The 22,943-nt window shown below is 74.5% G+C and carries 11 protein-coding genes; 1 reads left to right on the top strand and 10 read right to left on the bottom strand.

Annotated features, from left to right (window positions below):
* Positions 1–56: 56 nt before the first annotated feature.
* The 9 genes from ACZ4Z5_RS19075 to ACZ4Z5_RS19115 all read right to left on the bottom strand — a co-directional run bounded on the left by ACZ4Z5_RS19075 (position 57) and on the right by ACZ4Z5_RS19115 (position 19,707).
* Positions 57–1,145 (bottom strand): class I SAM-dependent methyltransferase, encoded by a 1,089-nt coding sequence (locus ACZ4Z5_RS19075; protein WP_468264099.1) that lies wholly within the window; start codon positions 1,143–1,145, stop codon positions 57–59.
* Complete coding sequence (locus tag ACZ4Z5_RS19080; protein ID WP_468264102.1) at positions 1,142–2,335, bottom strand: glycosyltransferase; 1,194 nt, start codon at positions 2,333–2,335, stop codon at positions 1,142–1,144. Before ACZ4Z5_RS19080 ends, ACZ4Z5_RS19075 begins: the two co-directional genes overlap by 4 nt.
* Positions 2,332–3,378 (bottom strand): alpha/beta fold hydrolase, encoded by a 1,047-nt coding sequence (locus tag ACZ4Z5_RS19085; protein WP_468264105.1) that lies wholly within the window; start codon positions 3,376–3,378, stop codon positions 2,332–2,334. Before ACZ4Z5_RS19085 ends, ACZ4Z5_RS19080 begins: the two co-directional genes overlap by 4 nt.
* Positions 3,379–3,381: 3 nt before the next feature.
* A complete protein-coding gene (locus ACZ4Z5_RS19090; RefSeq protein WP_468264108.1) occupies positions 3,382–3,705 on the bottom strand; it encodes an acyl carrier protein in 324 nt (107 codons plus the stop codon).
* The gene (locus ACZ4Z5_RS19095; protein ID WP_468264111.1) at positions 3,702–9,332 is read right to left on the bottom strand and encodes a type I polyketide synthase; all 5,631 of its coding nucleotides are present in this window, start codon (positions 9,330–9,332) and stop codon (positions 3,702–3,704) included. The genes ACZ4Z5_RS19090 and ACZ4Z5_RS19095 overlap by 4 nt, the downstream gene beginning before the upstream one ends.
* Before the next feature lie 3 nt (positions 9,333–9,335).
* Positions 9,336–16,682 carry an SDR family NAD(P)-dependent oxidoreductase gene (locus tag ACZ4Z5_RS19100; RefSeq protein ID WP_468264114.1) on the bottom strand — a complete coding sequence of 2,449 codons (7,347 nt, stop codon included), beginning with the start codon at positions 16,680–16,682 and terminating at the stop codon, positions 9,336–9,338.
* Positions 16,683–17,225: 543 nt separating this feature from the next.
* Positions 17,226–17,978: a polysaccharide deacetylase family protein gene (locus ACZ4Z5_RS19105; protein ID WP_468264117.1), complete on the bottom strand. Its 753-nt coding sequence runs from the start codon at positions 17,976–17,978 to the stop codon at positions 17,226–17,228.
* Positions 17,979–17,985: 7 nt separating this feature from the next.
* On the bottom strand, positions 17,986–18,855 hold the full coding sequence (locus ACZ4Z5_RS19110; RefSeq protein ID WP_468264120.1) for a DMT family transporter: 870 nt from the start codon (positions 18,853–18,855) through the stop codon (positions 17,986–17,988).
* Between the two features lie 63 nt (positions 18,856–18,918).
* Complete coding sequence (locus tag ACZ4Z5_RS19115) at positions 18,919–19,707, bottom strand: SDR family NAD(P)-dependent oxidoreductase (RefSeq protein WP_468264123.1); 789 nt, start codon at positions 19,705–19,707, stop codon at positions 18,919–18,921.
* A 330-nt stretch (positions 19,708–20,037) separates the two neighbouring features.
* Between ACZ4Z5_RS19115 and ACZ4Z5_RS19120 the strand changes: the two genes are divergently transcribed.
* Positions 20,038–21,234 (top strand): MGDG synthase family glycosyltransferase, encoded by a 1,197-nt coding sequence (locus tag ACZ4Z5_RS19120; protein WP_468264126.1) that lies wholly within the window; start codon positions 20,038–20,040, stop codon positions 21,232–21,234.
* A 165-nt stretch (positions 21,235–21,399) separates the two neighbouring features.
* On the opposite strand, the gene ACZ4Z5_RS19125 is transcribed toward ACZ4Z5_RS19120, so the two are convergent.
* Complete coding sequence (locus tag ACZ4Z5_RS19125; protein ID WP_468264129.1) at positions 21,400–22,758, bottom strand: epoxide hydrolase family protein; 1,359 nt, start codon at positions 22,756–22,758, stop codon at positions 21,400–21,402.
* Positions 22,759–22,943 lie beyond the last annotated feature (185 nt).

Consider the following 22,943-nt stretch of genomic DNA (forward strand, 5'->3'; position numbering starts at 1 on the left):
TCGGGGCGGCGGGACGGAACGCCTCCGTCCCGGGCCGGCCGCCCGGTGCCACGCCGTCAGTCGAGGCGCGCCACCAGCCGGTACGCGTTGCACAGGCCGAGGCGCTCGGCGAGCGGCGCCATCACCGCACGGTCCGCGAGCACGGCGAGGAGGAGGGCCGGGACGCCGGCGAGGAGGACCGACGTACGCAGCGCGCGCCGGGCGGCGCCGGGACGGGCGGCCAGCCAGGGGGCGTCCTCGCGAGGGGCCACGGAGTCCAGGGCGAGCCAGGTCGCGGCCAGCAGGTCCGACGGGTCGTGGGCCTGCCGGTGCTCCTCGGCGAGCACCGTGAAACCGAGCTCCGTGAGCCGATTCCGCAGATTGTCCACCGGCATGAGGTGCAGGTGCTGCGGCTGGAGCCAGGGCAGCCACCAGCGGCCCAGCAGCCGGGCGTAGCGGCTCGCGGGGTCCGGCACCTCGATCACGAGACGGCCGCCGCGGCGGAGCACCGTCCGCGCGGCGAGCAGCTCGTGCCCCGGGTCGGGGCAGTGCTCCAGGTAGTGGAACATGCTCACCACGTCGTAGTCCGCGGTCATGCGGGATGCGACCGCGGTGAGGCTGCCACGGTGGCCGCGGTCCACCCGGCCGGCACGTTCGGCCAGTTCGACGCCCTCCGACTGGTCGAGTCCGTCGAAGACGACGTCCGGGTGGACGGTCTGCGCCACCTCGCAGAAGTGGCCGTGGCCGGTCCCCACGTCGAGCCAGCTCTTGACGTCGTCCGCGTAGGGCAGCAGGGACTCGGCGCGGCGGCGGTACGAGGCGGTGCGTCCGGCGAAGAGATCCGCGAGGCGATCCTCGCCCAGCCCGTCGTAGAAGTCGCGGTAGTAGAAGTCGAGCCCACGGGCGTTCAGCCGCGGGTTCTGGAAGAGGTGCCCGCAGTCCCGGCACTCGTCGACCCGGAACCTGCCCGGTTTGTGCTGGAGGAGGTCGGTGGTGTTCAGACGCCGGGTGAGGCGGGGGGATCCGCACCACGGACAGGCGGTCCTACGGGGTTCGAAGAAGCCCTCGGTGCCCGCGGCGAGTTCGGACCGGTAGGCCGGGCGCAGCGCGGCCACCCGTTCCGCACGCGTCGTCGTGGCAGGGGTGAGAGGCAGGGGTTCGGTCATCCGTCGTCGTCCTCCTTCTCCTCGATGGCCAGCAGTTCCAGGTGGGTCGCGGCCGCTCCGGCTCCCCCCGCCGCCCGGAACGCATCCCGGATCCCGTGGGCCGCGGCCCGGTACCGCGGTTCGTCCAGGATGGTGTCGACCGCGGCCCCGATGCGGGGAGCCGTGGCCCGCCCGAAGCGGACCCGCACGCCCGCGCCCGCGTCGGCCACCTGTCCGGCGACCACCGGCTGGTCGTCGCGGATGGGCGCGACCACCATCGGAACGCCGTGCCAGAGCGCCTCGCACACCGTGTTGTGCCCGGCGTGGCAGACGACCGCGGCGGTGTGCTCCAGCAGCGCGAGCTGGGGGACGACGGGCAGCGCCAGCAGATCCCCGTCGTCCGCCCCGCCGCCGAGCACGCCCAGCGGGTCCACCACGACGGCCTGCAGCCGGTCCGCCCGCGCCCGCAGCGCCGCGGCGCACTCCGTGAGGAAGCGCGCCCCGACATCGGCGTTCGCCGTGCCCAGGGTGACCAGGACGGTGGCCCGCCCGGCATCGAGCCACTCCCGCGGGAAGGAGCCGAGGGCCGGTCGTGCGGAGAGCGACGGCCCGACCCAGCGGATCCGGTCGCCCCCCCTCGACGGCCGCCCCGCCAGCTCGGTCGTGGTGAACGCCAGCACGAGCCGGGGGGAGAAACGGGGATCCGCGGTGCCCTCCGGATCGCCGATCCGCCGGCGCAGCTCGCACAGGAGCGCCTCGTTCCAGGCGGCGACCCGGGGCATCGCCGAGAGGACGTCGGCGAACTCGGCGGACGTGGTCGCCGACGTCGCCCAGCGCACACCGAGCCGTTCCGCCACCAGCCCACCGGCGAGGGCCTGCTGGTCGGCCACCACCACATCGGGGCGGAACGCGGTCACGGCGTCCCGCACCCCTTCGGCCATCGCCTCGGCGAGCGGCACCAGGAAACGCTCCCAGAGGAAACGCAGCGCCTCCGGACCGCGGATCTCCGGAGGGCGTACGGGCTCCGGCTCACCGGCCGGAGCGGCCCGGCAGGGAAAGACCGTGGCCCCGGACCCGACGAGGCGGCGGACGGCCTCGGGCAGCCCCGCCCACGCCACCTGGTGGCCTCGTGACGCCAGCTCGGCGGCCACGCCCACCAGCGGATTGATGTGCCCGACGAGCGGCGGGACCACGAACAGGAAGGAACTCACCGGGTGTCCGCCTCTCCCACCGGAACCAGTGGACGACCGGGCCCGGGTGCGACGGGGGCGGGTGTGCCGGGGCCACGTGTGCCGGGGTCGGGCGTGCCGGGGCCACGAGTGCTGGGGCCGGATGTGCCGGGGCCACCGCTGGGGTGCCGCTGTCCGGCACCCGGCTCGGGCCCGTGGTCGTGCTCAGGCTCGCGATCCCGCTCGGACACATGGTCGTGCTCAGGTCCGGAATCCCGCTCGTACGCGTGCGCAGGCGCGTGTTCCAGGATCCAGTCGAGGATCAGCCGGCCCACCCGGTCGGGCGCCTCGACCAGCACCGAGTGCTCGTGTCCCGGGATCCGTACGGTCCGGCAGACCGGAAGCAGGGAGGCGAGCCACGGCGCCTGCTCCGCCAGGTCGGAGTCCGCTCCGTAGAGGGCCAGCACCGGGCAGCGCACCGAGCCGATCCGGTCCTCGGTGAGGACGGGGCCGGACGGGACGTCCCCGGCAATGGTCGTCTCGCGCACCAGCCGTCCGGCGGCCTTTGCGAGCCGTGCGGTGTGCGAGCCGCGGTGGGCGGTGATCCAGTCGAGGGCACCGGACTCGTTCGCCAGCATCTCGTGCCTCACCCGGCCCAGCAGTCCGGTCAGTTTCTCCGCCCAGGCCTCCGTGGCCGGCTCGGACTCGATCATCGTGATGCTCGCCACCCGCTCCGGACTGTGCTCGGCCAGCGCGAAGGCGACCGTTCCCCCGAAGGAGTTGCCCACCAGGTGGACAGGACCGGGAAGTTCCAGGCGGTCCAGCAGCGCCACCAGGTCGTCGACAAACGCCTCCAGGGCGTAGCCGGTCACCGGCCGGGTGCTGCGCCCGTGACCCCGGTGGTCGTACATCACCACGTCCAGACCGGCCGCCGCGAACGCCGGTGCCACGGTGAAGTAATAGCTGGCCAGACTGTCGGTGAGCAGCCCGTGCAGCAGTACGGCCGTCGCGGCGGCCCCGCGGGACCGGGGCGGGCCGAGCCGCTGCACGTGCAGCCGGATGTCACCGGTGTCGACGACGGCCACCGGTCAGCCCAGCCCTGTGCTCTTGAGGCAGTGCACCACGTGCTCGACGAGCCGGCCGACGGTGAGTTCGATGATCTCCTCCAGTTCCATGGAGGCGACGAACTCCGCGAAGTTCATGGTGTGTCCGTACCGTTCCTCCAAGTGGCCCGCCAGAGTGACCAGGTCGATGCTCTCGAACTCCAGGTCCCTGCCGAAACGGGTGTCCATACGGATCGGGGTGTCGTCGAGTCCGTAGTCCTCCAGCACCTGCTCGATCATGACGCCGATCTCGGCGAGCACCGAGGCCTCGTCCGCGGGTGAAGGGCCGGTCGGTCGCGTGGGGGTCACGTCCCGTCCTCCTCGTGAGGGTCGTCCCGGAGCCCGGCCGGGCCCGGCCGGGTCGTCCATGCCACGACGTAGTCGCGGGCCGGCAGGCCGGGCGGACCGGACACCCGGGCGCACCGCACCCGATGACGCCGGACCGGGGTGCCTGCCGTGGTTCCTGCCGGGGTGCCGGCGCGGGTGCGCACCTCGACCACGAGCCGTTCCGCGTCCGCCTCCACCACGGCGAAGTCTCGTGGGCGGCCGCCGAATCCCGTCCCCTCGGCCTTGGCTGCTGCCTCCTTGGCCGCCCAGAAGCGGGTGAACCACAGTGCCCGGGACCCGGGGAAGGCTGCCGTACAGGCCTCCAGCAGATCGCGTTCCCCGCTGCCGAACGCCGTCGTCAGGGTCGTCTCGGCCGGCTCGGCGACTTCCTCGATGTCGATACCCGGACCGGGCTCCCCCGCACCGGTGCCGTGTGCACGGGGCCTGACGACCGCCACGGCCGCCTCGGCGCGGTGGGCCAACGACACGTCGAGCGGCGGCAGGGCCCGGCCGTTGACCCCGATGACGCGGGGGCGTCCGCTGTCGTCGTTGCACACCCGCAGCTCCGCCGGGAAGACCGGCCCTTTGCCCTGCTCCCACAGCCAGCGCCGCACGGCGTCCTTCACCGCGATCCGGCCGAGCAGCCACTGCCGACGGCCACGGGGCGGGTGGGCCCGGTACGCCTCGCGCTCCGCGCCGCCGAGCTGGTTCCGCATGATCAGTTCGCGGGAGGCGAGGTCCGGCCAGCGCTCGTGGACCAGTGACCAGCCGCCGGGCTGTGCCACGGACAGGGTGTTGCGGTCGGGGAAACGTTCCACCGGCCGGGTCTGCGGGTCGTTGTCGAAACGCCGGTCCTGCCACCCCGTCAGTTCCGCCCACACGGTGCCGCCGACGCTCAGCTCGGCGTCCGCTTCGAGGACGGTGTCGGAGAGCGACACGATGCGCACCGTGCACTCCACGGGTGTTCCCGGGCCGGGAGCCGGACCGAAGAAGCGCATGCTCCGTATCTGCACGGGGAACACCACGGTCCGCTCCGTGTGCGTCGCCATGATCCAGTAACCGAGGACCTGGCCGACGTTGTCGAGCAGCGCCCCAGGGGCGGAGGGTACGGTCAGCAGCGCCCGGACGTGCCGCTCGCCGATACCCCTCAGTTCGGCCATGCCACGGAACGCGGGACCGTGGAACATCCAGCGCTCGGCGTAGACCTGAACGGCGGTGTGGGCGGGCGGCCGCTCCTCCACGGGCCCTTCGGGCACCCTGGGTGGCGCGGGAGCGGCGTACTGCTGGGCGAGTTGGACGACCGCACGGGCACGCGGACCGAACGAGACGGCGAGCCGCCCGGGCCCGGCGGGAACGGCCGTGACCGGCACGTCCACGGGCTCGGCGGCGGTCAGCCACTCGTCGAACCTGGCGTCGTGCACCGCGACGGCCCGCAGTCCGGGCGCGGCCCGCTCGGCCGCTTCCATGATGTGGTGCACGATCGTCGTGGCCGGCACCACCGGCCACCGGTCAGCGACGTCGGGCCAGTCGGGCCGCTGCGGGTAGAAGCAGTGGTCGAGGAGATAGGGCATGGTGTCCAGGCCGACCCGGACGACCTCCTGCCACGGTCCGGTGCCGTCGGGGGCAGCCGTGGGGTGGGTGCCCGCCGGGGGAGTTGCGGCGCGGGGCGACACCGGGGGGACGGCCGGTCCGCCCCTCGGCGGGGAGGGGAGCACGGTCGGTTGTTGCGGGGTGCCGGCTCCGGTGGACCGGGCCGGGGGCGCGGCTGGTGTGGACGGCCCCGATCCGCGGCCGGGCGTCATGGGTTGCCGGGGCCGGGCGGTGGCACGTGGCGGCGTCGGGACGGGGGTGCCCGGGGCGGTGCCCGCGCCTTCGGCGGGGATCTGTGCGCGGCGCCCGACGGGCGGGGTGGGCTCCGGCGTGCGGTGCGGCACCGGGGTGGCGGGCGTGCCTCCGCGGGTGGGCCCGAGCGGGTGGGGCGGCGACGGCGGGGCGGCGGTGTGCGGGTGCCGGTGCGGGTGTGCGGCCGGGGAGTACGCCGCGGAGGTCCCACCGTGCCGCGCGGAGGCTTCGGGAGGGACGGGCGCCGAGGGGCGGGGCGTAGGCGCGGGACCGGCCGCGGCGATCAGTTCCACGGCCGTCGCCGCCGTTTCCCTTATCAGCGCCGTCAGTTCGGCGACCAGCGGGAAACGGCCCGCCGCCACGTCCGGCCCAGGTGGCACATCGACGTCCGTGGCGACGTCCGCGGGCACCGGAGTGGAGGGGTGGTGCGCTGCCGCGGCACCGGCCGGTTGCGGCGGGACGTGCCCCGGTGAGGCGGCACGGCCCGTGGCGATTCCGTCCGCAACGGCGCGGAGCGGCTGGACGGCGCCGGTCGGGCGAACGTCCGGGACCGCGTCGGCGGGCATGGCCGCGGCGCTCCGGCCGGCGGTGGCCGGACCGGCCGTGGTGAGACCGGCCCGCAGCTCCGCGAGGACTGCGGCGTCCAGGGAGACCAGCGAAGCACTGAGATCGAGCCGCACGGGAGCGGGGACGCTCCGCCGCGCGGGCGTGCCGGACACTCGTGGGCGGTCCGGGCCGCCCGGAACCACAGGGGCGCCCTCGGTCCACAACGCGACCGCCACCCGACGCAGTTGGGCGAGCCCGGTCCGGTGCGGCGAATTGGCCGGCACCACCAGGTGCGGGCGGCCGGCGAGCGTGTCGCCGACCAGTGAGCCGAGCTGCCCCGGACCCACCTGGACGAAGGCGCGGTGGCCGGCCGCGTGCATGGCCTCGGTCAGCTGTCGGAACCGGACCGGTTCCAGCAGGTGACGGACGAACAGCGTGCGTACGGCAGCCTCGTCGGAGGGGAACGGCGCCGCGGTGGTGCCCGACCAGACGGGCACGGTGGGCGGATGCAGGCGGAAACGATCCGCAGCAGCCTTGATCGGGCCCAGACCCGGCGCCAGCATGGGCGTGTGGAAGCCGGACCGGAACGGCAGTACGCGGGCCAGCACGCGCTGCGCGCGGAAGGCGCGGACCACGTCCTCGACCGCGTGGTGGGGTCCGCACACCATCGACTGGCTCGGGGCGTTGTCGTGGGAGAGCACCACCGTCCGGTCGGGACGTGCCGCGAGCACTGCCAGGACCCGTTCCGCCGAGGCACCCACGGCCGCGAAGGCGAGATCGGGGACGGTCACCGAGTCGGGATCGAGCGAGGCCATGAAGTCGTCGACTGCGTCCTCGGCGTAGAGCCCGGCCGCCGCCATCGCCGTCCACTCCCCGATGCTGTGCCCGGCCACGGCGGCCGGTTCGACGCCCATGCGGCGCAGTGCCGTGTCGAGCAGCCTGCCGACGGCGACGACGCCGAGCCCGTGCCGGCCGATACCGCCGGACCCGCCGTCCGCGGTTTCCCCGCTGCGGGAGACGGAAGGCCGTGGCAGACCGAAGTGGTCGGCCACGTCGTCGACGCGCGGCTCGAAGTCGCCTTCCAGCCCGGGGAAGAGGAAGGCGATCCGGCCCGGCCGGCCACCTCCGAGCAGGGTTTCGGGGCTGAACCACACGTCGTTGCGCCCGTGCCAGACGCGGCACCTGCCGACGATCCGGCGGGCGAGCGCGAGCCGTTCCGGAGTCGGACCGACCAGGCCGAGGCGGCACCGTCCGGCACCGGGGTGCGGCAGTCCGGGGTCGAGACCGCAGGCGAGCACCGCCGCGTCCCCGGCGTCCAGCAGACGCCCGAGACCGTTGGGGGTGTCGGCGGCCAGCAGCAACAGACGCTCGCCTTCCCCGGCCGGAGCGGAAGCGGTGACGGATGCCGACGCGGACGGCCGCGCCGTTACCGGCGAGGGCCCTTCGGCCGGAGGGGTTCGGCCCGGTGCGGCGGACCGTGCCGGGGCTACTGCCGCCGCCGGGTGGGCGGCGGTCGGGCCCGTCGTGTGGAGGGGGGCGGGGCCTGCTGTGTGGGCCGGGTTCGGACTCGTCGTGCGGGTGGGGGCCACACCGGCTGGTGCCGGGGTCCTCGCGTCGGCGTGGCCTGTGCTCGTCGTGCCGGTGGAGAGGCCGGCGGTCGTGCCCGTCGGCGGGAAGGCAACCTGGCTCGTCGCTTCCGCGGGCTCCGGGCCCGCCGTTCGAGCAACCCCCGTGACCCTCGTGCCGACCACGGTCGCCGTTCGGGTGGGCGGCTCCTCCAGGACCACATGCGCGTTGATCCCGCCGAAGCCGAACGCGTTGATGCCGGCGCGGCGCACCGGCTGCATCGCGTCCGTCTCCCACGGCTCGGCCGTCGCGACGGTGCGGAACCGGGTGGCGCCCAGGGCCGGATGCGGGTCGTCGCAGTGCAGGGTGGGCAGCAGGACTCCGTGATGGACGGCGAGCGCGGCCTTGACGAGGCCGGCGACCCCTGCGGCGGGCATCGCGTGTCCGATCATCGACTTGACCGAGCCGACCACCGGCCGGTCGGCCTCCGTCGTGGGCGGGCCGAACACCTCGGCAAGCGTGGCCAGTTCGGCGATGTCGCCGGTCGGTGTGGCGGTGCCGTGCGCTTCCAGCAGGCCGATCGATCCCGCCCGAGCCGGATCGAGGCCCGCTGCCTGCCAGGCGAGACGCACGGCCCGTGTCTGCCCGCCGGAGTCGGGGTTGACCAGTCCGGCCGTGCGGCCGTCGCTGCTCACCCCGGTGCCGCGGACCACGGCGTAGATCCGGTCCCCGTCCCGTTCCGCGTCCGCCAGGCGTTTGAGCACCACCACCCCGGTGCCCTCGCCGACCAGGAGACCGTCGGCGCCGCGGTGGAACGGACGGATGCGCTGGCTCGGGGACAGCGCGCGCAACTGCGAGAAGACGCTCCAGAGGGTGATGTCGTGGCAGTGGTGGACCCCTCCGGCCAGCATGAGGTCGCAGCGCCCCGAGGCGAGTTCGCCGACCGCCTGGTCCACGGCCATCAGCGACGACGCGCAGGCCGCGTCCACGGTGTACGCGGGTCCGCGCAGGTCGAGCCGGTTGGCGATCCTCGACGCCGCCAGATTGGGCACCAGGCCGATCGCGGCCTCCGGGCGGTCCGGGCCGAGCCGTTCGGTGAACGCCTGCCGCACGCGGGTGAGCATCGCGGGGTCCAGGCCCGGCAGGAGCTCGCCCAGCGTCCGGACCAACTGACCTGCGGTACGTACGCGTTGGTCCAGTCGTACGAGCCCCGGTGTCAGGTAGCCGCCGCGGCCCAGCACCACGCCCACCCGGTGGCGGTCGGGCAGCCGCTCGTCCCCGCCCGCGTCGGCGATCGCGGAGGCGGCCACATGGAGGGCGATCAGCTGGTCGGGTTCCGTGCCGGACACCGAGCTCGGCATGATCCCGAACCGGGTGACCTCGACCTCCGCCGCCTCGTCCACGAACCCGCCCCGCCGGCAGTAGACGTGGTCGGCGGCGGGCGTTGCGGCGGTGGCGTCGCCGGGATGGAAGTAGTCGGCGTCCCACCGGCCTTCGGGCACGTCGCCGATGGCGTCCACGCCGTGCACGAGGTTGTGCCAGTACGTCGCCAGATCGGGCGCGCCGGGCAGCAGTACCGCCATGCCGACGATCGCGACGGGCGGCGTCCGCGGCCCCTCCCCGCCCTTCGGGTCCGCCGCCTCATTCCTGGCCATGCGTCACCAGCCCGACGCGGTGTGGACCACGGCCGTGCCCGCCGGGTCCCCCCAGGCGAGCTCCCGGAGCAGGGCCCGGGTGCCCTCCTCCGGGTCGATCAGCGCGACGCCCCGCCGCGCGTACTCGCGGGCCAGTTCAGGCCCGACCATGCCGGTGTGGACGCCGTCGGGCGCCCATGGCCCCCAGTGCACGGTGAGCGTGCGGGTTCCGGTACGGGCGCCCCACTCGGCGCCGAGGCTCTGCAGGGCGTCGTTGGCGGCGGCGTAGTCGCCCTGGCCGCGGTTGCCGAGCACCGCGGCGATACTGCCGAACAGCACCACGAACGAAGGTGTGTCGGGCAGTTGCTCCAGGGCCGCGAGCAGGGACGCGGCACCGGACACCTTGGTGCCGTAGACGTTGCGGAAGGATTCCGGCGCCTTGTCCTCGATCAGCCGGTCCTCGATGACGCCCGCCGCGTACACCACACCGTCCAGACGCCCGTGTTCGGCATGGATCTCCTTGATTGCCTGGAGCACCGCGGCGGGTTCACGGCAGTCGACGCTCCGATACCGGACCCGGCTTCCCGCGGCCTGGAGCCGGGCGATGCCGGCAGCGATCTCCCGCCGGCCGAGGACGGTCCCGGCGGCCCGGTCGATCGCGGCGGGGGAGCGGTCCCGGCCGCGCGTGGCGAGTACGGCCCGCAGCGCGGCCCTGTCGGCGGCCGCTGCGGTCACCGGGTCCTCGGGACCCTGGGGCGCGGGGGTACGGCCCAGCAGTTCGATCCGGCAGCGGGACGCCGTGGCGAATGCCGCGGCGCACTGTGCCGTGATGCCGCGGGCGCCGCCGACCAGGAGGACGACCGCGTCCCGGTCCAGGCCGATGGCCGACGCCTCCGCCGCCCCGTCGTCCGCGGGGCCCGCGCCGGCCGAGGCGAGGGCACCGAAGGGCGCGTCGAGCAGACCGATCCCGAAGCGGCCGGGACCGGAGCGCAGCACGACCGGCGCGGCGTCGGCCGCCGTCAGCTCCTCGACCAGGGCGGTCACGACGGAGTGGGGCGAGGGGGCCCCGGTCCCTGCCGGGGCGGCCGTGTCCAGGTCGACGACCTTCGCGACGGTGTCCGGGTATTCGCGGGCGATGGTGCGGAAGAGGCCGTGCAGGCCGGCCGTCCGGACGGCGTGCGGACGGTCACCGTGCACCGGCCGCGCCGCGACCAGGGTGCGGGGGCCGCACCGCAGGGCGGCCCTGATGACGGGGAAGGCGTCCGGCAGCACCGGCGGGCCGACGGCGTCGAGGGGATCGAGGAACAGCACGCCGTCCACCGGACCGTCCTGTTCGCCGAGCAGATGGTGCGCGTCCCGCAGGACGGCGGTGGCTCCGTGCCCGGACAGCGTGGCCGCGAGGCTCCGGGCGGTGCCGCTCAGTTCGCCGGTACCGTCTCCGAGGAGCAGGAACCGTTTCCCGGACAGTGCCGCGGCGTCGACGGTCGTCTGCGCCAGGGGCACGCGGCCGAGCCGTAACCGCTTGGGGGCCGCGACCTTCGGGGGCGTGGACTGCGGGCCGGACTCGGCGGACGGACGGTCCACGGCGAGGGTCCCGCCCTCGCCGTCCGCGGCGGCCACCGCACCGACACCTACGCCTAGGGGCGCGGTCGCGGCGGCCTGGCCGGGGACCGAGGCATGACCGGTCGACGGCGCCGTCGGCTCGGCGGCCCCGTACTCCCAGGCGAGCCCGGCCTTTTCCGAGAGGGCGGCCTCTTCCGCGAGCCCGGCCTTTTCCGAGAGGGCGGCCGCCGGTGCGTCCGTCGCCGGATCGGACGCCTCCGTGCCCGGAGCGAACGACGCGGCGGCACCGCCGTGGTCCGGGTGCCCGGCGGGGTGCTCGGCACCCCCGGCCGTCAGCCGGGAGGCCAGCCATGCGGCGACCGTCGCGGCCGTGCGCGCCTTCGTCAGTTCTTCCAGTTCGGCGTCGTCCATCGCGTCCGCGCCGGCGGTTGCGACGAGCCCGAGCCGCTTCGCCAACTCGCCCGCGATCTCGGCTCGTTTGATGGAGTCGATGCTCAGGTCCGCTTCGAGGTCGAGATCCGGTTCCACCAGATCGGCCGGGTAGCCGGTCCGTTCGCTGATGATCGCGACCACCGACCGCAGCACGTCCTCCTCGGTGAGCGGCTGCGCCGCGGCAGGCTGCACCGGGGGCGCTGCGGCCGACGCCGCGAGGACGTCCGGCACCCCGGGCGGAGCGGCCTCCACAGCGGGCCACGACACCCCGGGCCCGGACGCCACAGGCATGAACTCCTCGGGCCCGGACACCTCCCACCGGGGTCCCGGCACCGGTGGCGGGGGACGGAGCTGCGCCGGAGCGTGCTCACCGGGTACGGCCCCCAAGTAGGCGAGCAGCACATCGCGCTGGGCGGCCAGCATGTCCCTGCTGGTCCGGAGGAACTCCGTGATCAGCGCGTCGGGACCGTCGGCCGCCGGGGCACCGGGGTGATTCGTCGTCACAGTCGCCTCCACGACTCGTCGGGCCGGGGCGAGACCACCGGGCAGCGGCTCACCGGACGCGGTGCGCACCAGGTGCCCGTCGACCGTCCATCCGGGCCGGCGGGCCGGGCGGGCGGCGGCCTCGGCCTCGACGTCCACGGCGTCGCGCCCACGGAACATCCAGCCGGTGCGGACCGGGAGACCGGCGACCGCCAGTCCGGCCAGGGCCTCCAGGAACCCGCCCAGCCCGCTGTCGGGCCGGGGCTCGCACGGGACGGTGCGGTGCGGCCGGTCGCCGAGGATGTCGTCCACCAGCCGGCTGAGCACCCGGCCGGGCCCGGCCTCCACGAAGATCCGGGCCCCGGCCTCGTACATCGCCTCGATCTGTTCCACGAACCGGACCGGTGCGCCGATCTGCGCCGCCAGTTCCTCGCGGACCGCGTCCGGCCGGCTCTCGTAGGGGCGGGCCGTGCGGTTCGCCCACACCGGGAACTCCGGTGCCCGGACCTCCCGCCCGGCCAGCGCCCCGGTGAAGCGGCGACCGGCGTCCGCCACGACGTGACTGTGGAACGCGCAGGCGACCGGGAGCCGCTTGGCCCCGTGGCCCGCGGCCCGCAGCAGCCGAACGGCGGTGCCGACGCCGTCGGTCTCGCCCGAGACGACCGTCTGCCGGGGCGCGTTGAGGTTGGCGACGACGACCCGTGGGCCGGGCTGTCCGGGGTCCGACAGTCCGGCGGCGTCCAGCACGCGCCGGACCTCCTCGGCGCTCCCCGACACCGCTGCCATCGCACCCGGGTCACGGCCGGCCGAGGCGAGGATGGCCGAGGCACGCTCGCGGCTCAGTTCCAGCAGCGTCTCCGGGCCGATCGCGTCGGCAGCGCAGAGCGCGACGAGTTCACCGTAGCTGTGGCCCGCCGCCATGTCGGGGCGTACTCCCGCGCGGGCGAGGAGGTCGTGGGCGGCCAGACCGACGATCCCCAGCGCGGGCTGGGCGATCCGGGTGTCGGTGATCGCGGCCCGTCGGCGCTCCCGGGCGGCTTCGTCGAAGGAGGCCGGCGGATAGAGCGCGCCGGAGACCGCGGCGTCCTCCTGCAGGAGCCGCCCGGATTCCGGGAAGGCCGTGAGGAGTTCGGCGAACATGCCGGGCCGCTGGCTGCCCTGCCCCGGGAAGAGGAAGGCGACCTTTCCCGGCGGCTCGCCGTTCGCCGGGTCCGCCAGGTGGATGCCGCCGGCCGGGTCGTGCTGCCCGTCGACGGCCCGGCGCAGCCGTGCGCAAAGTCCGGCGACGTCGGTGGCGACGATCGCGATGCGGACCGGCCCGCGGCTCGCGTCGCTGCGCCGTGACGCGGTCGCAGCGAGATCGCGCAGCCGCCGGGGTGCGGTGGCCGCTTGGCCGGCGGAGGCGAGCTCCAGCAGCGCGTGGGCGGCGCGCCGGGCGTCGTCGTCGGTGCCGCGGAAGGTGAACAGTTCGGCGGGCCAGGCCGCACGCCCGTGTGCCGGCGGTACGTCACCGGTGTGGGCGCCCAGCACCACATGGAAGTTGGTGCCGCCGAACCCGAACGCGCTGACGCCGGCGATCCGCCGCTCGGGCGGCGCCGTCCAGGGCTGCGCCCGGTCGTGGAAACGGAACGGACTCTCGTTCTCGTTCCAGTCGGGGTGCGGCTGTTCCAGATGCAGGGTCGGGGGGACGGCGCCCGTGTGGAGGGCCATCGCCGCCTTGATCATTCCCGCCAGTCCGGCGGCACACTTGGTATGTCCTATCTGGGACTTGACCGAGCCCAGCGCACAACTCCCTGCATTCGCACCGGCCTTGCGGAACACCTCGGTGAGCACGCCGAGTTCGGTGCGGTCGCCGACCACCGTGCCTGTGCCGTGGGCCTCGACCAGCCCGACGTCGGCGGGGGAGACGCGGGCGTTGCGGTAGGCCCGTTCGAGCGCTGCCCGCTGCCCCTCGGGGCGTGGAGCGGTGAGCCCCAGCGAGCGTCCGTCGCTGGAACTGCCCACGCCCTTGATGACGCAGTAGATCCGGTCGCCGTCCCGTTCGGCGTCGGCCAGCCGCTTCAGCACCAGGCAGGCCACGCCCTCGCCGAGCGCGATCCCGTCCGCCGCACGGTCGAACGTCCGGGAACGGCCGGTGGGGGACAGCGCGTGGACCGAGGAGAACAGCACATAGTCGTTGATGCCGTTGTGCAGGTCGGCGCCACCGCACAGCACCAGGTCGCTGCTGCCGGTGAGGAGCTCCTTGCAGGCCACGTCGACGGCCGCCAGGGAGGAGGCGCACGCCGCGTCCACGGTGTAGTTGGCACCCCGCAGGTCCAGCCGGTTCGCGATCCGCCCGGAGACGACGTTGGCCAGCAGGCCGGGGAACGAGTCCTCGGTGAGTCTGGGCAGTTGCTCGTCCAGGCCCTCGGGGACGCGGCCGTAGTACGAGGGCAGGACGGCGCGCAGGGTGGCGGCGTTGGAGAGGTCGCTGCCGGATTCCGCGCCGAAGATCACGCCGGTGCGGTTGCGGTCGAAGCCACGGCCGGACTCGCCGTAGCCGGCGTCGTCGAGCGCCCGCCGGGCCGCCTCCAGGGCCAGGAGCTGCACGGGCTCGATGCTGCCGAGCGAGGCGGGCGGGATGCCGTACCGCAGGGGATCGAAGGGGACGGGCTGCAGGAACCCGCCCCACTTGGACGTGGTCGTGCCGGCGTTCCCGGGGTCGGGGGAGTAGTGCACGGCGGGGTCCCAGCGTTCCGGCGGGACCTCGCCGACCGCGTCATGGCCGTCGAGTACGTTCGCCCAGAAGGCCGCCAGGTCGGTGGCCCCGGGGAACATGCAGGCCATACCGACGACCGCCACGTCCAGGGGCGGTGGCGCCTCGGCCCGGTCCGATGCGGAATGCCCCACGGGCGGGGGACCGAGACGCTCGCGGAGTGCCGCCGAACGCTTGTCGAGGAATCGCGCGGCTCCGTCGGTGGCCGCCGCGTGGAGGGCCGCGACGCTGGTGGTGCCGGAGCGGAGGACCGCCACCTGCCCGGCCATGAACATGCCCTCCGCGAGCTGGCGTTGCTCGTCGACGCGGGTGAGCCGGCCGTCGGAGGTCCGTTCGACCCCCTTGCTGGCGATCCGCAGCCGTCCGACGTTGAGCCGCTCCAGCCGTTCCCACATCTCGCGGTCCGGTATCCCGTCGGCCCGCAGCCGTGCCTCGACGTCGCGGAATCCGTCACTGAACGGGCTGGGCACACACCGGGTGGCGTGGCCCGGCGCGGTCTCCAGCAGCGTGGTGCGGTCCGCGGCCAGCACCTGGCGCTGGAAGAGCGGCTGCACGGCGCCGTGGCTCACCGCCTCCTCGGTGAAGAGGTAGGCGGTGCCCATCAGGACGCCGACGGCGCATCCCCGCGCGACGAGGGGGGAGGCGATCGTGGCGGCCATGGCGGAGGACCGTTCGTCGTGGATCCCGCCCGCGAGGAACACCTCGGTGTTTTCCGCCGCGTCCCGGTCGGCGGTGTCCAGGAACGTCGCCAGGACGTCGAGTTGGGCCTCCCACAGCGGGAAGCTGTTGCGGGGGCCGACATGGCCGCCGCATTCGGCTCCTTCGAAGACGAAGCGGCGGGCGCCCGATTCGAGGTACTGGCGGAGCAGCCCGGGGGACGGCACATGCAGGAACGTCCTGATGCCGCACTCCTCGAGGGCACGCGCCTGGGAGGGGCGCCCGCCCGCGATGATCGCGTGGGTGGGACGGAACTCGCGTACCGCGTCCAGCTGGGCGACCCTCGTCTCCTCCGGTGCGAAGCCGAGCACGCCGACTCCCCAGGGGCGTTCGCCCAACGCCGAGCGGGCGTCCGCGAGGAGGGTCCGGGCCTGTTCGCGGCCCGCGAGAGCCAGGGCGATGAACGGCAGGGCGCCGTCGCCTGCGACCGCGGAGGCGAAGGCCGCCCCGTCGCTGACCCGGGTCATGGGCCCCTGCGCCACCGGAAGCCGGGTCCCGAGCGCGCGGCTCATCCGGGAACCGGGGCGCAGCGCCCGCCCGGCCACGTCCTCGCGTACGGCGTCGTGCACGGCGTCCGTCACGGCGCGTACGGCTCGGCCGACGGTGCCCCAGCGTGCGGCGAACCGGGCGGCGAGAAAGCCGTCCTGGCCCACGGGCAGGGCGTGCCCGAGCGCGTCGGCGGCGCCCCCGGCGACGGTCCCGCCGGACGGGCCCTCTCCGGTACGGTCCGCCGACCGCTGCGGGCCGCGGCGGCGCAGCACACGGTGGCCCGCCACCACGGTCGTCTCCGATCCGTCCATGGACCGCAGTGCCCCGGCCGCCCGGTCGGGCGGTTCGGCTTCGGCGAGCAGCGCCAGCTGGGTGTCGAGGACGACCCCGGCCGCCCCGCCGACCACCGCGGCGGCCGCGGTGCCGGGCGCGATGCCGCCACAGACCCAGACGGGCAGGCCGTCCGGTTCGTTCTCGGCGAGCAGGTGCTGGAGCAGGACGAAACTGCTCAGGTCGCCGATCCGCCCCCCGCACTCGCTGCCTCGCGCGACGAGGCCGTGCGCACCCGCCCGGGCCGCCTCGCGGGCCTCGTCCGGACCGGTGACCTCGACGAGGACACGGCACCCGCCCGGAAGGTCGGCGATGCGCCAGGCCGCGTGTGGTGCCAGGACAATGGTGTGCGGGCCGCCCTCCGGCGCCGTACCGAGGGAGTCCGGCCCCAGCCGGCAGCCGGCGCCGACACGGACGCCGTACCGTCCGGGGACCCACCGGCGCAGCTGCGCCAGTGCCTCCCTGCTCCTGCGGTCACCGGTTCCGAGATCGAGTACGCCCAGCCCCCCGGCACGGCCGACCGCCGTGGCAAGCCTGGCGTCCGGCTCACCGAACGGGGTTATTCCGATGACCAGGTCCGCGGTGTGCTCTGCTGACGTCATAATTCTCCGAATAGGCGGGGTGTTGCCCGGAGGGAAATTTCAGTCAACGAGAAGTCGAGAAGGACGTGCGGTGGCGCGGATGCACGGTACGAGAATTCAGGCTCGATCGATGAGCGCTGTGAAAAGCTAGCGCCAAGTTACTCAAGGGTCAACCATCAGTGGGTTACCGGGAGTTGACCGCTTCGTCGGGCGCGGACACACCGAATTAACGGGGAAAGCACTTCAGGGCTCGCCGGTGTGAGCGGGCTCTCGGGAATCGGGAATACGCGCGGGGTGGGGGTGGGCCGCCTGCACCGTCGGCAGGGTGTGGAGGAACGCCGGGCAGTGATGGCGCATCTCGCATTCTGCATGTCCATGTAAAGTTGTCAAGATCGTGTCCGGTGCATCCTTCCGACCTCCGGTCCATCGTGCCGAGGTGACGGCGCGCGTACGTCACCGTGCACCAGGAGGACCCCGGTGACCCACCTGCTTGCCGGCCGGCTGCCGAGCCGTGCCCGGGGCGGGGACGCCCGGCCGAGCGGCGTACCTGCCGGTGCGCCGCGGTCACGCGCGGCCGGCCGGCAGGCCGTGGTCCCCGAGCGTGCCGACCGTCAGCCCACGTCTCCGGCAGCGGTCGACGACGCCGGGGAGCGCGCCCAGCGCCGACCGCCAGGACTCCGGTGCGCTCGTCACGTCGGAGTCGTGCAGCAGCACGGTCGTGCCTCCTCGCAGCGTCCGGGAGACCTCGGCGAGCACGCTGTCCGCGGTCGCCTCCGCCGTCCAGTCCCGCCCCCACGCGCCCCACAGCACGGGCCGCAGGCCCGCCCGCCGGGCGGCCGCCCAGCGGCCCCCGGTGAGGATCCCGTACGGGGGCCGGTAGTACAGCGGGCGGCTCCCGGAGACCGTCGCCACCAGGTCCGCCGTCCGCGCGATCTCGTGCCCGTCCCGGACCGGCCGCGGCCACCACGGCCGGTCGTGGCACCAGCCGTGGACGGCCAGCTCGTGCCCCTCGTCGGCCATCCGCCGGCCCAGTTCCGGAAAACGTTCCAGCCGGCTCCCCAGGAGGAAGAACGTGGCCCGTACCGAGAGCTGCTCCAGGGCCTCCAGGAACAGCGGGGTGCTCCTGGGATCGGGTCCGTCGTCGAACGTCAGCGCCACACGCCCCGGGTCGCCCCGCCCGTCCAGCCCCGGCGCCCACATTCGCCGGACGCCGGGCAGCCAGGTGACGGCGGGCCCGATGTGGCACCCGGCCGCGACGAGCGGCGCCGCCACGAGAAGCGCCGCGCGGACCGAGGGGGCACTGACGGGTCTCACCATGTCCGGCTCACCACGTCCCCTCACCCCCACGACCCGTGACCAGCGGAGAACTCGCCAGCGGGATGCAACCGGCGACCAGGACCCCGAGGGCCGCCACCTCGACCACCACCCGCGGCCCGAGCGTGATCTGCTCGTTGAACAGCGCGACCCCCAGCGCCACACTGATCAGGGCGTCGCCGAGCGTCAGCGCGGGCTGCGACGCGGCCAGGGTGCCCGCCCGGAGCGTCACCTGGAGCAGGAGGAAGCTCCCCAGTCCGACGACCGCGACCGCGTACAGCTGCCAGGTCGAGAACACCGCGACGAGTCCGCCCGGCAGCCGGCCGAGCGCGTCCTTCATCAGCGCGGCCGTGCACGCGAAGCCCGCCGCCGTCGCCGTACCGAGGACCGCGGCGCGCGGCGCCGACGAGAGCCGCGGCGACACGGCGACCAGCACGACGACCAGACCCGCCACCGCGACGGCCGTCCACAGCCATCGTCCCTCCGGGACCGTGTCGTCCCCGCCCGACGGCTCGGCCATGCCCAGGAACACCGCCAGCCCGGCCGCCATCGCCGCGAAGGCCCACCAGGTCCGCGCGTCCGGCCGGTGCCGGAACACCAGGCCGCCCACCACCAGCGTGAACAGCAGCTCGGTGGTCATGACCGGCTGGACCACCGAGAGCGGTCCGGTCGCCAGCGCCGCCGCCTGGAGGAGGCCCGAGAGCGCCAGGACCGCCGCGCCCCACAGCCATATGGGGCGCCGCAGCAGTCCGGCCATCCACGACCACCGGCCGCCCGAGGCGGTGGGCTTTGCCTGGGCGGCGGCCCGGCGCTGCAGCACGGACGCTCCGGCGTTGCTCAGCGCGGCCAGCAGCGCCAGGCAGACCGAGAGCGCCGTCATCGTCCCGCGCACCCCTTTCCATGAGCCGTCCGGTCCATGAGCCGTCCGGCCGCCGGCCGAGCCTCAGCCGAGGCGCTTCGCGAGGGCCCGGAACACGCCGGGGAGCGCGCCGTGCACCCGCGCCGGCATCCCCAGCCAGCCCGGCACGAACACTTCCTCCCGGCCTCCGGCGACGGCCCGCCACACGGCGTCCGCGACCCGGCGCGCAGGCACCGGACGCGGATGCGCACGGTGGTACGGAGCACCGCGGTGGCCGAAGAACGGTGTGTCGACCGCGCCCGGGAGGATGACGGAGACCCTCACCCGCGTTCCGGCGAGTTCGTAGCGGAGACCGTCCGCGAACGCCGACAGGGCGCTCTTGGTCGCGGAGTACACCGCCTCGTTGCGCACGCCCACCGCCCCCGCCATCGAACCGATGAGCACCACCCTGCCGACTCCGCGCGACACCATCCCCGGCAGGACCAGCCGGACGAGGTGCACCACGGCCGACAGATTGACGGAAAGCAGCCGGTCGACGGTCTCGGCGGGCATGTCGACGAACGGTCCCGCCCAGCCCTCGCCCGCCGCCGCCACCAGTACGTCCACCCGTCCGGAGTCGGCCAACGCACGCCCGGCCAGCCGTTCCACCCCGGCCCGGTCCCCGAGGTCCTCGGCCAGCGCGGTCCCGCCGGTGCGTTTGACCACCCACTCCAGCCGTTCCTCGTTTCGTCCGGCCAGCAGCAGCCGCCAGCCGCCCTCGGCCGCGAACCGCTCGGCGACCGCCTCCCCGATCCCGGAGGAGGCCCCGGTGATCAGTGCGACCCGTGGCCGGGCCGGATCCGATCCGCTGGAACGGCGGGACGTGACGGCCATGACAGATCCTCCGGCGTTCGGCATCGGACCCTTCCAGCCTGCCGTTTTTCCGGCGGTTCGGCTCCCGGGCGCGGGCGCACGGCCTCCTGATGCACCCGAACAGTCCGAACCTCCCAGGTCCGGGCGCCGCGGGAGGGCCGTGGCGCCCGGACTGCCGTAGCCGGGCCGCTCCGGCAGCCCCGGGCCTGCCACGCGGTCGCCGTCCGCGCTCCGCGGGCTTCGGGGCGCCACCGTGCACGCCTCGGTCCTTCGTCGGCGCGCGGACCTCCGCCCGTGCGCCCACCCGGCCGGAATCGCGCCCACCCGGCCGGAATGTGAACAATGAGGTCCATGGGGCGTCGATTCCTGGTGCTCAGCGCGAGCATGGGCGCCGGTCATGACGCGGTCGCCGGCGAGCTGGCCCGCCGGATGCGCGGCGCGGGCCACGACGTCCTGGTACGGGACGTGCTCACGCTGCTGCCACCCGGGACGGGGCCGGCCCTGCGCGGCTTCTACCGGTTCACCGTACGCCGGGCGCCGTGGCTCTACGACGGGATCTACGCGGTGTTCCTGGCACCCGCCCGGACACCGTTCCCCGAACCGGGCACACCGTTCCCCGAACCGGGCACCCGGACGGGCACGGCACGGCGCCCCGACACCTCGCCGCTCGCCGTCCTCGCCGAGCCGCCCCTGCGGGAACTGGTCGACCGGTGGCGGCCGGACGCGGTCGTGTCGGTCTTCCATCTCGCCGCGCAGGTCACCGGGCGGATGCGGTACCGCGGGACGCTCGGCGTCCCCGCCGCCGTCTTCGTCACGGACTTCGCCGTGCACCGAGGCTGGACGCATCCGGGGAACGACCTGTACCTGTGCGTCACCGAATCGGCCGCACGCGCGGTCCGCGCCGTGACCGGCCGCGAGACCGTGGTGACCGGTCCCGTCGTCGCTCCCCGTTTCCACGCGGCGGCCGCACGGCGGCACGACCCGCCCGCCGCACTCGCCTGGGCGGACCCGGACCGGCCGCCCGTACTGCTGTCCGCCGGGGCATGGGGAGTCGGCAGCGAGCTCCTCGCCACCGCGCAGGCCCTCGCCGGGCACGGCTGTCCGCCCGTACTGCTCTGCGGCGGCGACGAGGGACTCCGCCGCCGCGCGGGGCGGATACCCGGTGCAGTGGCCCTCGGCTGGGTGGACGACATACCGGCACTCATGGCGGCTGCACGCGTCCTCGTGGACAACGCCGCCGGCCAGACCGCGGTCCAGGCGCTCGCCGCCGGCCTCCCGGTCGTCGGCCACCGGCCCATCGCCGGGCACGGCACGGCAGGCGTCCACGAGATGGCGGCGGCCGGCCTCTCCGAGTACGCACCCGGCCTGCCCGAACTGCTCGCCGCCGTCGACCGTCTGGCCACGCCGGGCCCCGAACGCGACCGCCGCGTCGCTCATGGCCGGTCCGCCTTCCGGGCCGACCCGGTCGGCCTCGTCATCCGGCTCGCCACCCCGGCCCGGCCGTCCGTGCCCGGTGGCCACGAGGGGGTCGCGGACGGCGCTTCGTAGCGTGCACAGACCGCTCGGATCCGGGTGGAGCGGCACCCGTGGCGCGGGCCTCCTGACCGCGCCCGCCTCCACGCGGTGCGGCATCCCGGTGCCATAGGGGCACCCGGGTCGACGCCGCCCCCCTCGGCGGACGTCTTCGCCGCCGGGTACGGAACGGTCGCGGCATCATCGAAGACGAGGAACTGCGCCGGTCGATCGTGTCGGCCCTGACCGCGACCGGGAGTCGACCGCGTTCCACCGCACTTCGCGGAAGAACGCCCGGACATCCGGGACCAGCAGTTCGGGGGCCTCCATCGCCAGGAAGTGGCCGCCGCGGTCCAGCTCGGTCCACCGTACGACGCGGTGGTCGCGTTCGGCCCAGCGGCGGACGGTCACGTCATGGACGGAGAGCAGCACCGCGGTGGGCACCGGCCCCGGCCGGACGTGCGCGCCGTCGCCGAGGCCGTCGCCCCGGGCACGGGCGTGCTCAGAGCCGTCCTCGGTGTCCGCGCCCCGGCCATCCGCGGCTTCCTTCCCGGTCCCCTCCCTTGCCTCCTCCCCTGCCTCCTCTCCTGCCTCCTCGGGCCAGGAGCCGGTCGACATCTCCTCGTAGTAGACCTGAGCCGCCGATGCGGCCGTGCCGGTCAGCCAGTAGAGCGAGACCTCGGTGAGCATGCGGTCGCGGTCGATGACGTCCTCCGGCAAGCCGTCCACGGGATCGGTGAGCTCCTTGAACTTCTCCACCATCCAGGCGAGTTGACCGACGGGGGAGTCGGTGAGCGCGTAGCCGACCGTCTGCGGCCGCAGTGCGTTGCACCGCAGGTAGCCGTCGTCGAGGTCCTGCATGGCCTGCCAGCGCTGCTGCTCGGCTTCGCTGAGGCCGTCGAACCCGCCCTCCGTGCCGTCCGGGATCGTGATCATGGCATTGACGTGGACTCCGACGACGTGCTGCGGCTCCTGCCTGCCCATCTCGGGGGCGACCCATGAGCCGGTGTCGTAGCCGTGGACGCCGTAACGCCCGTATCCGAGGCGGGACATCAGCCGGGTGAGGACACGGGCCATACCGGCCGCGCCCATGCCCGGCCCGGCCAGCGGGACGGAGAAGCCGAAGCCCGGCAGTGAGGGGACGACGAGATGGAAGGCGTCGGCCGGATCCCCGCCGTGCGCACGCGGGTCGGACAGCGGGCCGATGACGTCGAGGAAGTCGGCCACCGAACCCGGCCAGCCGTGCAGCAGCATCAGGGGCGTGGCATCCGGTTCCGGGGAGCGCACGTGCAGGAAGTGGATGTTCTGCCCGTCGATCGTGGTCATGTGCGGGGAATGGCTGTTGAGCACCGCCTCGTGGGCCCGCCAGTCGTAGCCGGTGCGCCAGTGCTCGGCCAGGTCCTTCAGGTAGGCCACCGGCACTCCACGGGTCCAGCCGACCCCGGGCAGCTCGTCTGGCCAGCGCGTGGCCGACAGGCGGTCGCGGAGGTCGTCGAGCGCCGCCTGGGGGATCTCGATGCGGGAAGGGCGGACGGGACCGGGTGTCGTCGAGTTCGTCATGGCGGCGACGCTCTCAGCCGTTCAGGTCGGTCAGCGTCCTGAACCCGGGCGGCACAGCGGATCAGGCAGCCCGAGCGGTGGGTGAAGAATGTCTGACACCATGTCTGCTCTGCTGTGAGCGAAGCACCCGCGGCGATCCGGGATCCGAGGGTCGGTCACGCACGCGGCAAGGTCGTCATCACCGT

Source organism: Streptomyces sp. NPDC030222, from assembly GCF_055573115.1.

What these genes read in the sequence shown, in the direction of transcription:
- ACZ4Z5_RS19075 (WP_468264099.1), bottom strand. Translation starts at nt 1,145, where the DNA reads ATGACCGAACCCCTGCCTCTCACCCCTGCCACGACGACGCGTGCGGAA.
- ACZ4Z5_RS19095 (WP_468264111.1), bottom strand. Translation starts at nt 9,332, where the DNA reads ATGGCCAGGAATGAGGCGGCGGACCCGAAGGGCGGGGAGGGGCCGCGG.
- ACZ4Z5_RS19100 (WP_468264114.1), bottom strand. Translation starts at nt 16,682, where the DNA reads ATGACGTCAGCAGAGCACACCGCGGACCTGGTCATCGGAATAACCCCG.
- ACZ4Z5_RS19105 (WP_468264117.1), bottom strand. Translation starts at nt 17,978, where the DNA reads ATGGTGAGACCCGTCAGTGCCCCCTCGGTCCGCGCGGCGCTTCTCGTG.
- ACZ4Z5_RS19110 (WP_468264120.1), bottom strand. Translation starts at nt 18,855, where the DNA reads ATGACGGCGCTCTCGGTCTGCCTGGCGCTGCTGGCCGCGCTGAGCAAC.
- ACZ4Z5_RS19115 (WP_468264123.1), bottom strand. Translation starts at nt 19,707, where the DNA reads ATGGCCGTCACGTCCCGCCGTTCCAGCGGATCGGATCCGGCCCGGCCA.
- ACZ4Z5_RS19120 (WP_468264126.1), top strand. Translation starts at nt 20,038, where the DNA reads ATGGGGCGTCGATTCCTGGTGCTCAGCGCGAGCATGGGCGCCGGTCAT.
- ACZ4Z5_RS19125 (WP_468264129.1), bottom strand. Translation starts at nt 22,758, where the DNA reads ATGACGAACTCGACGACACCCGGTCCCGTCCGCCCTTCCCGCATCGAG.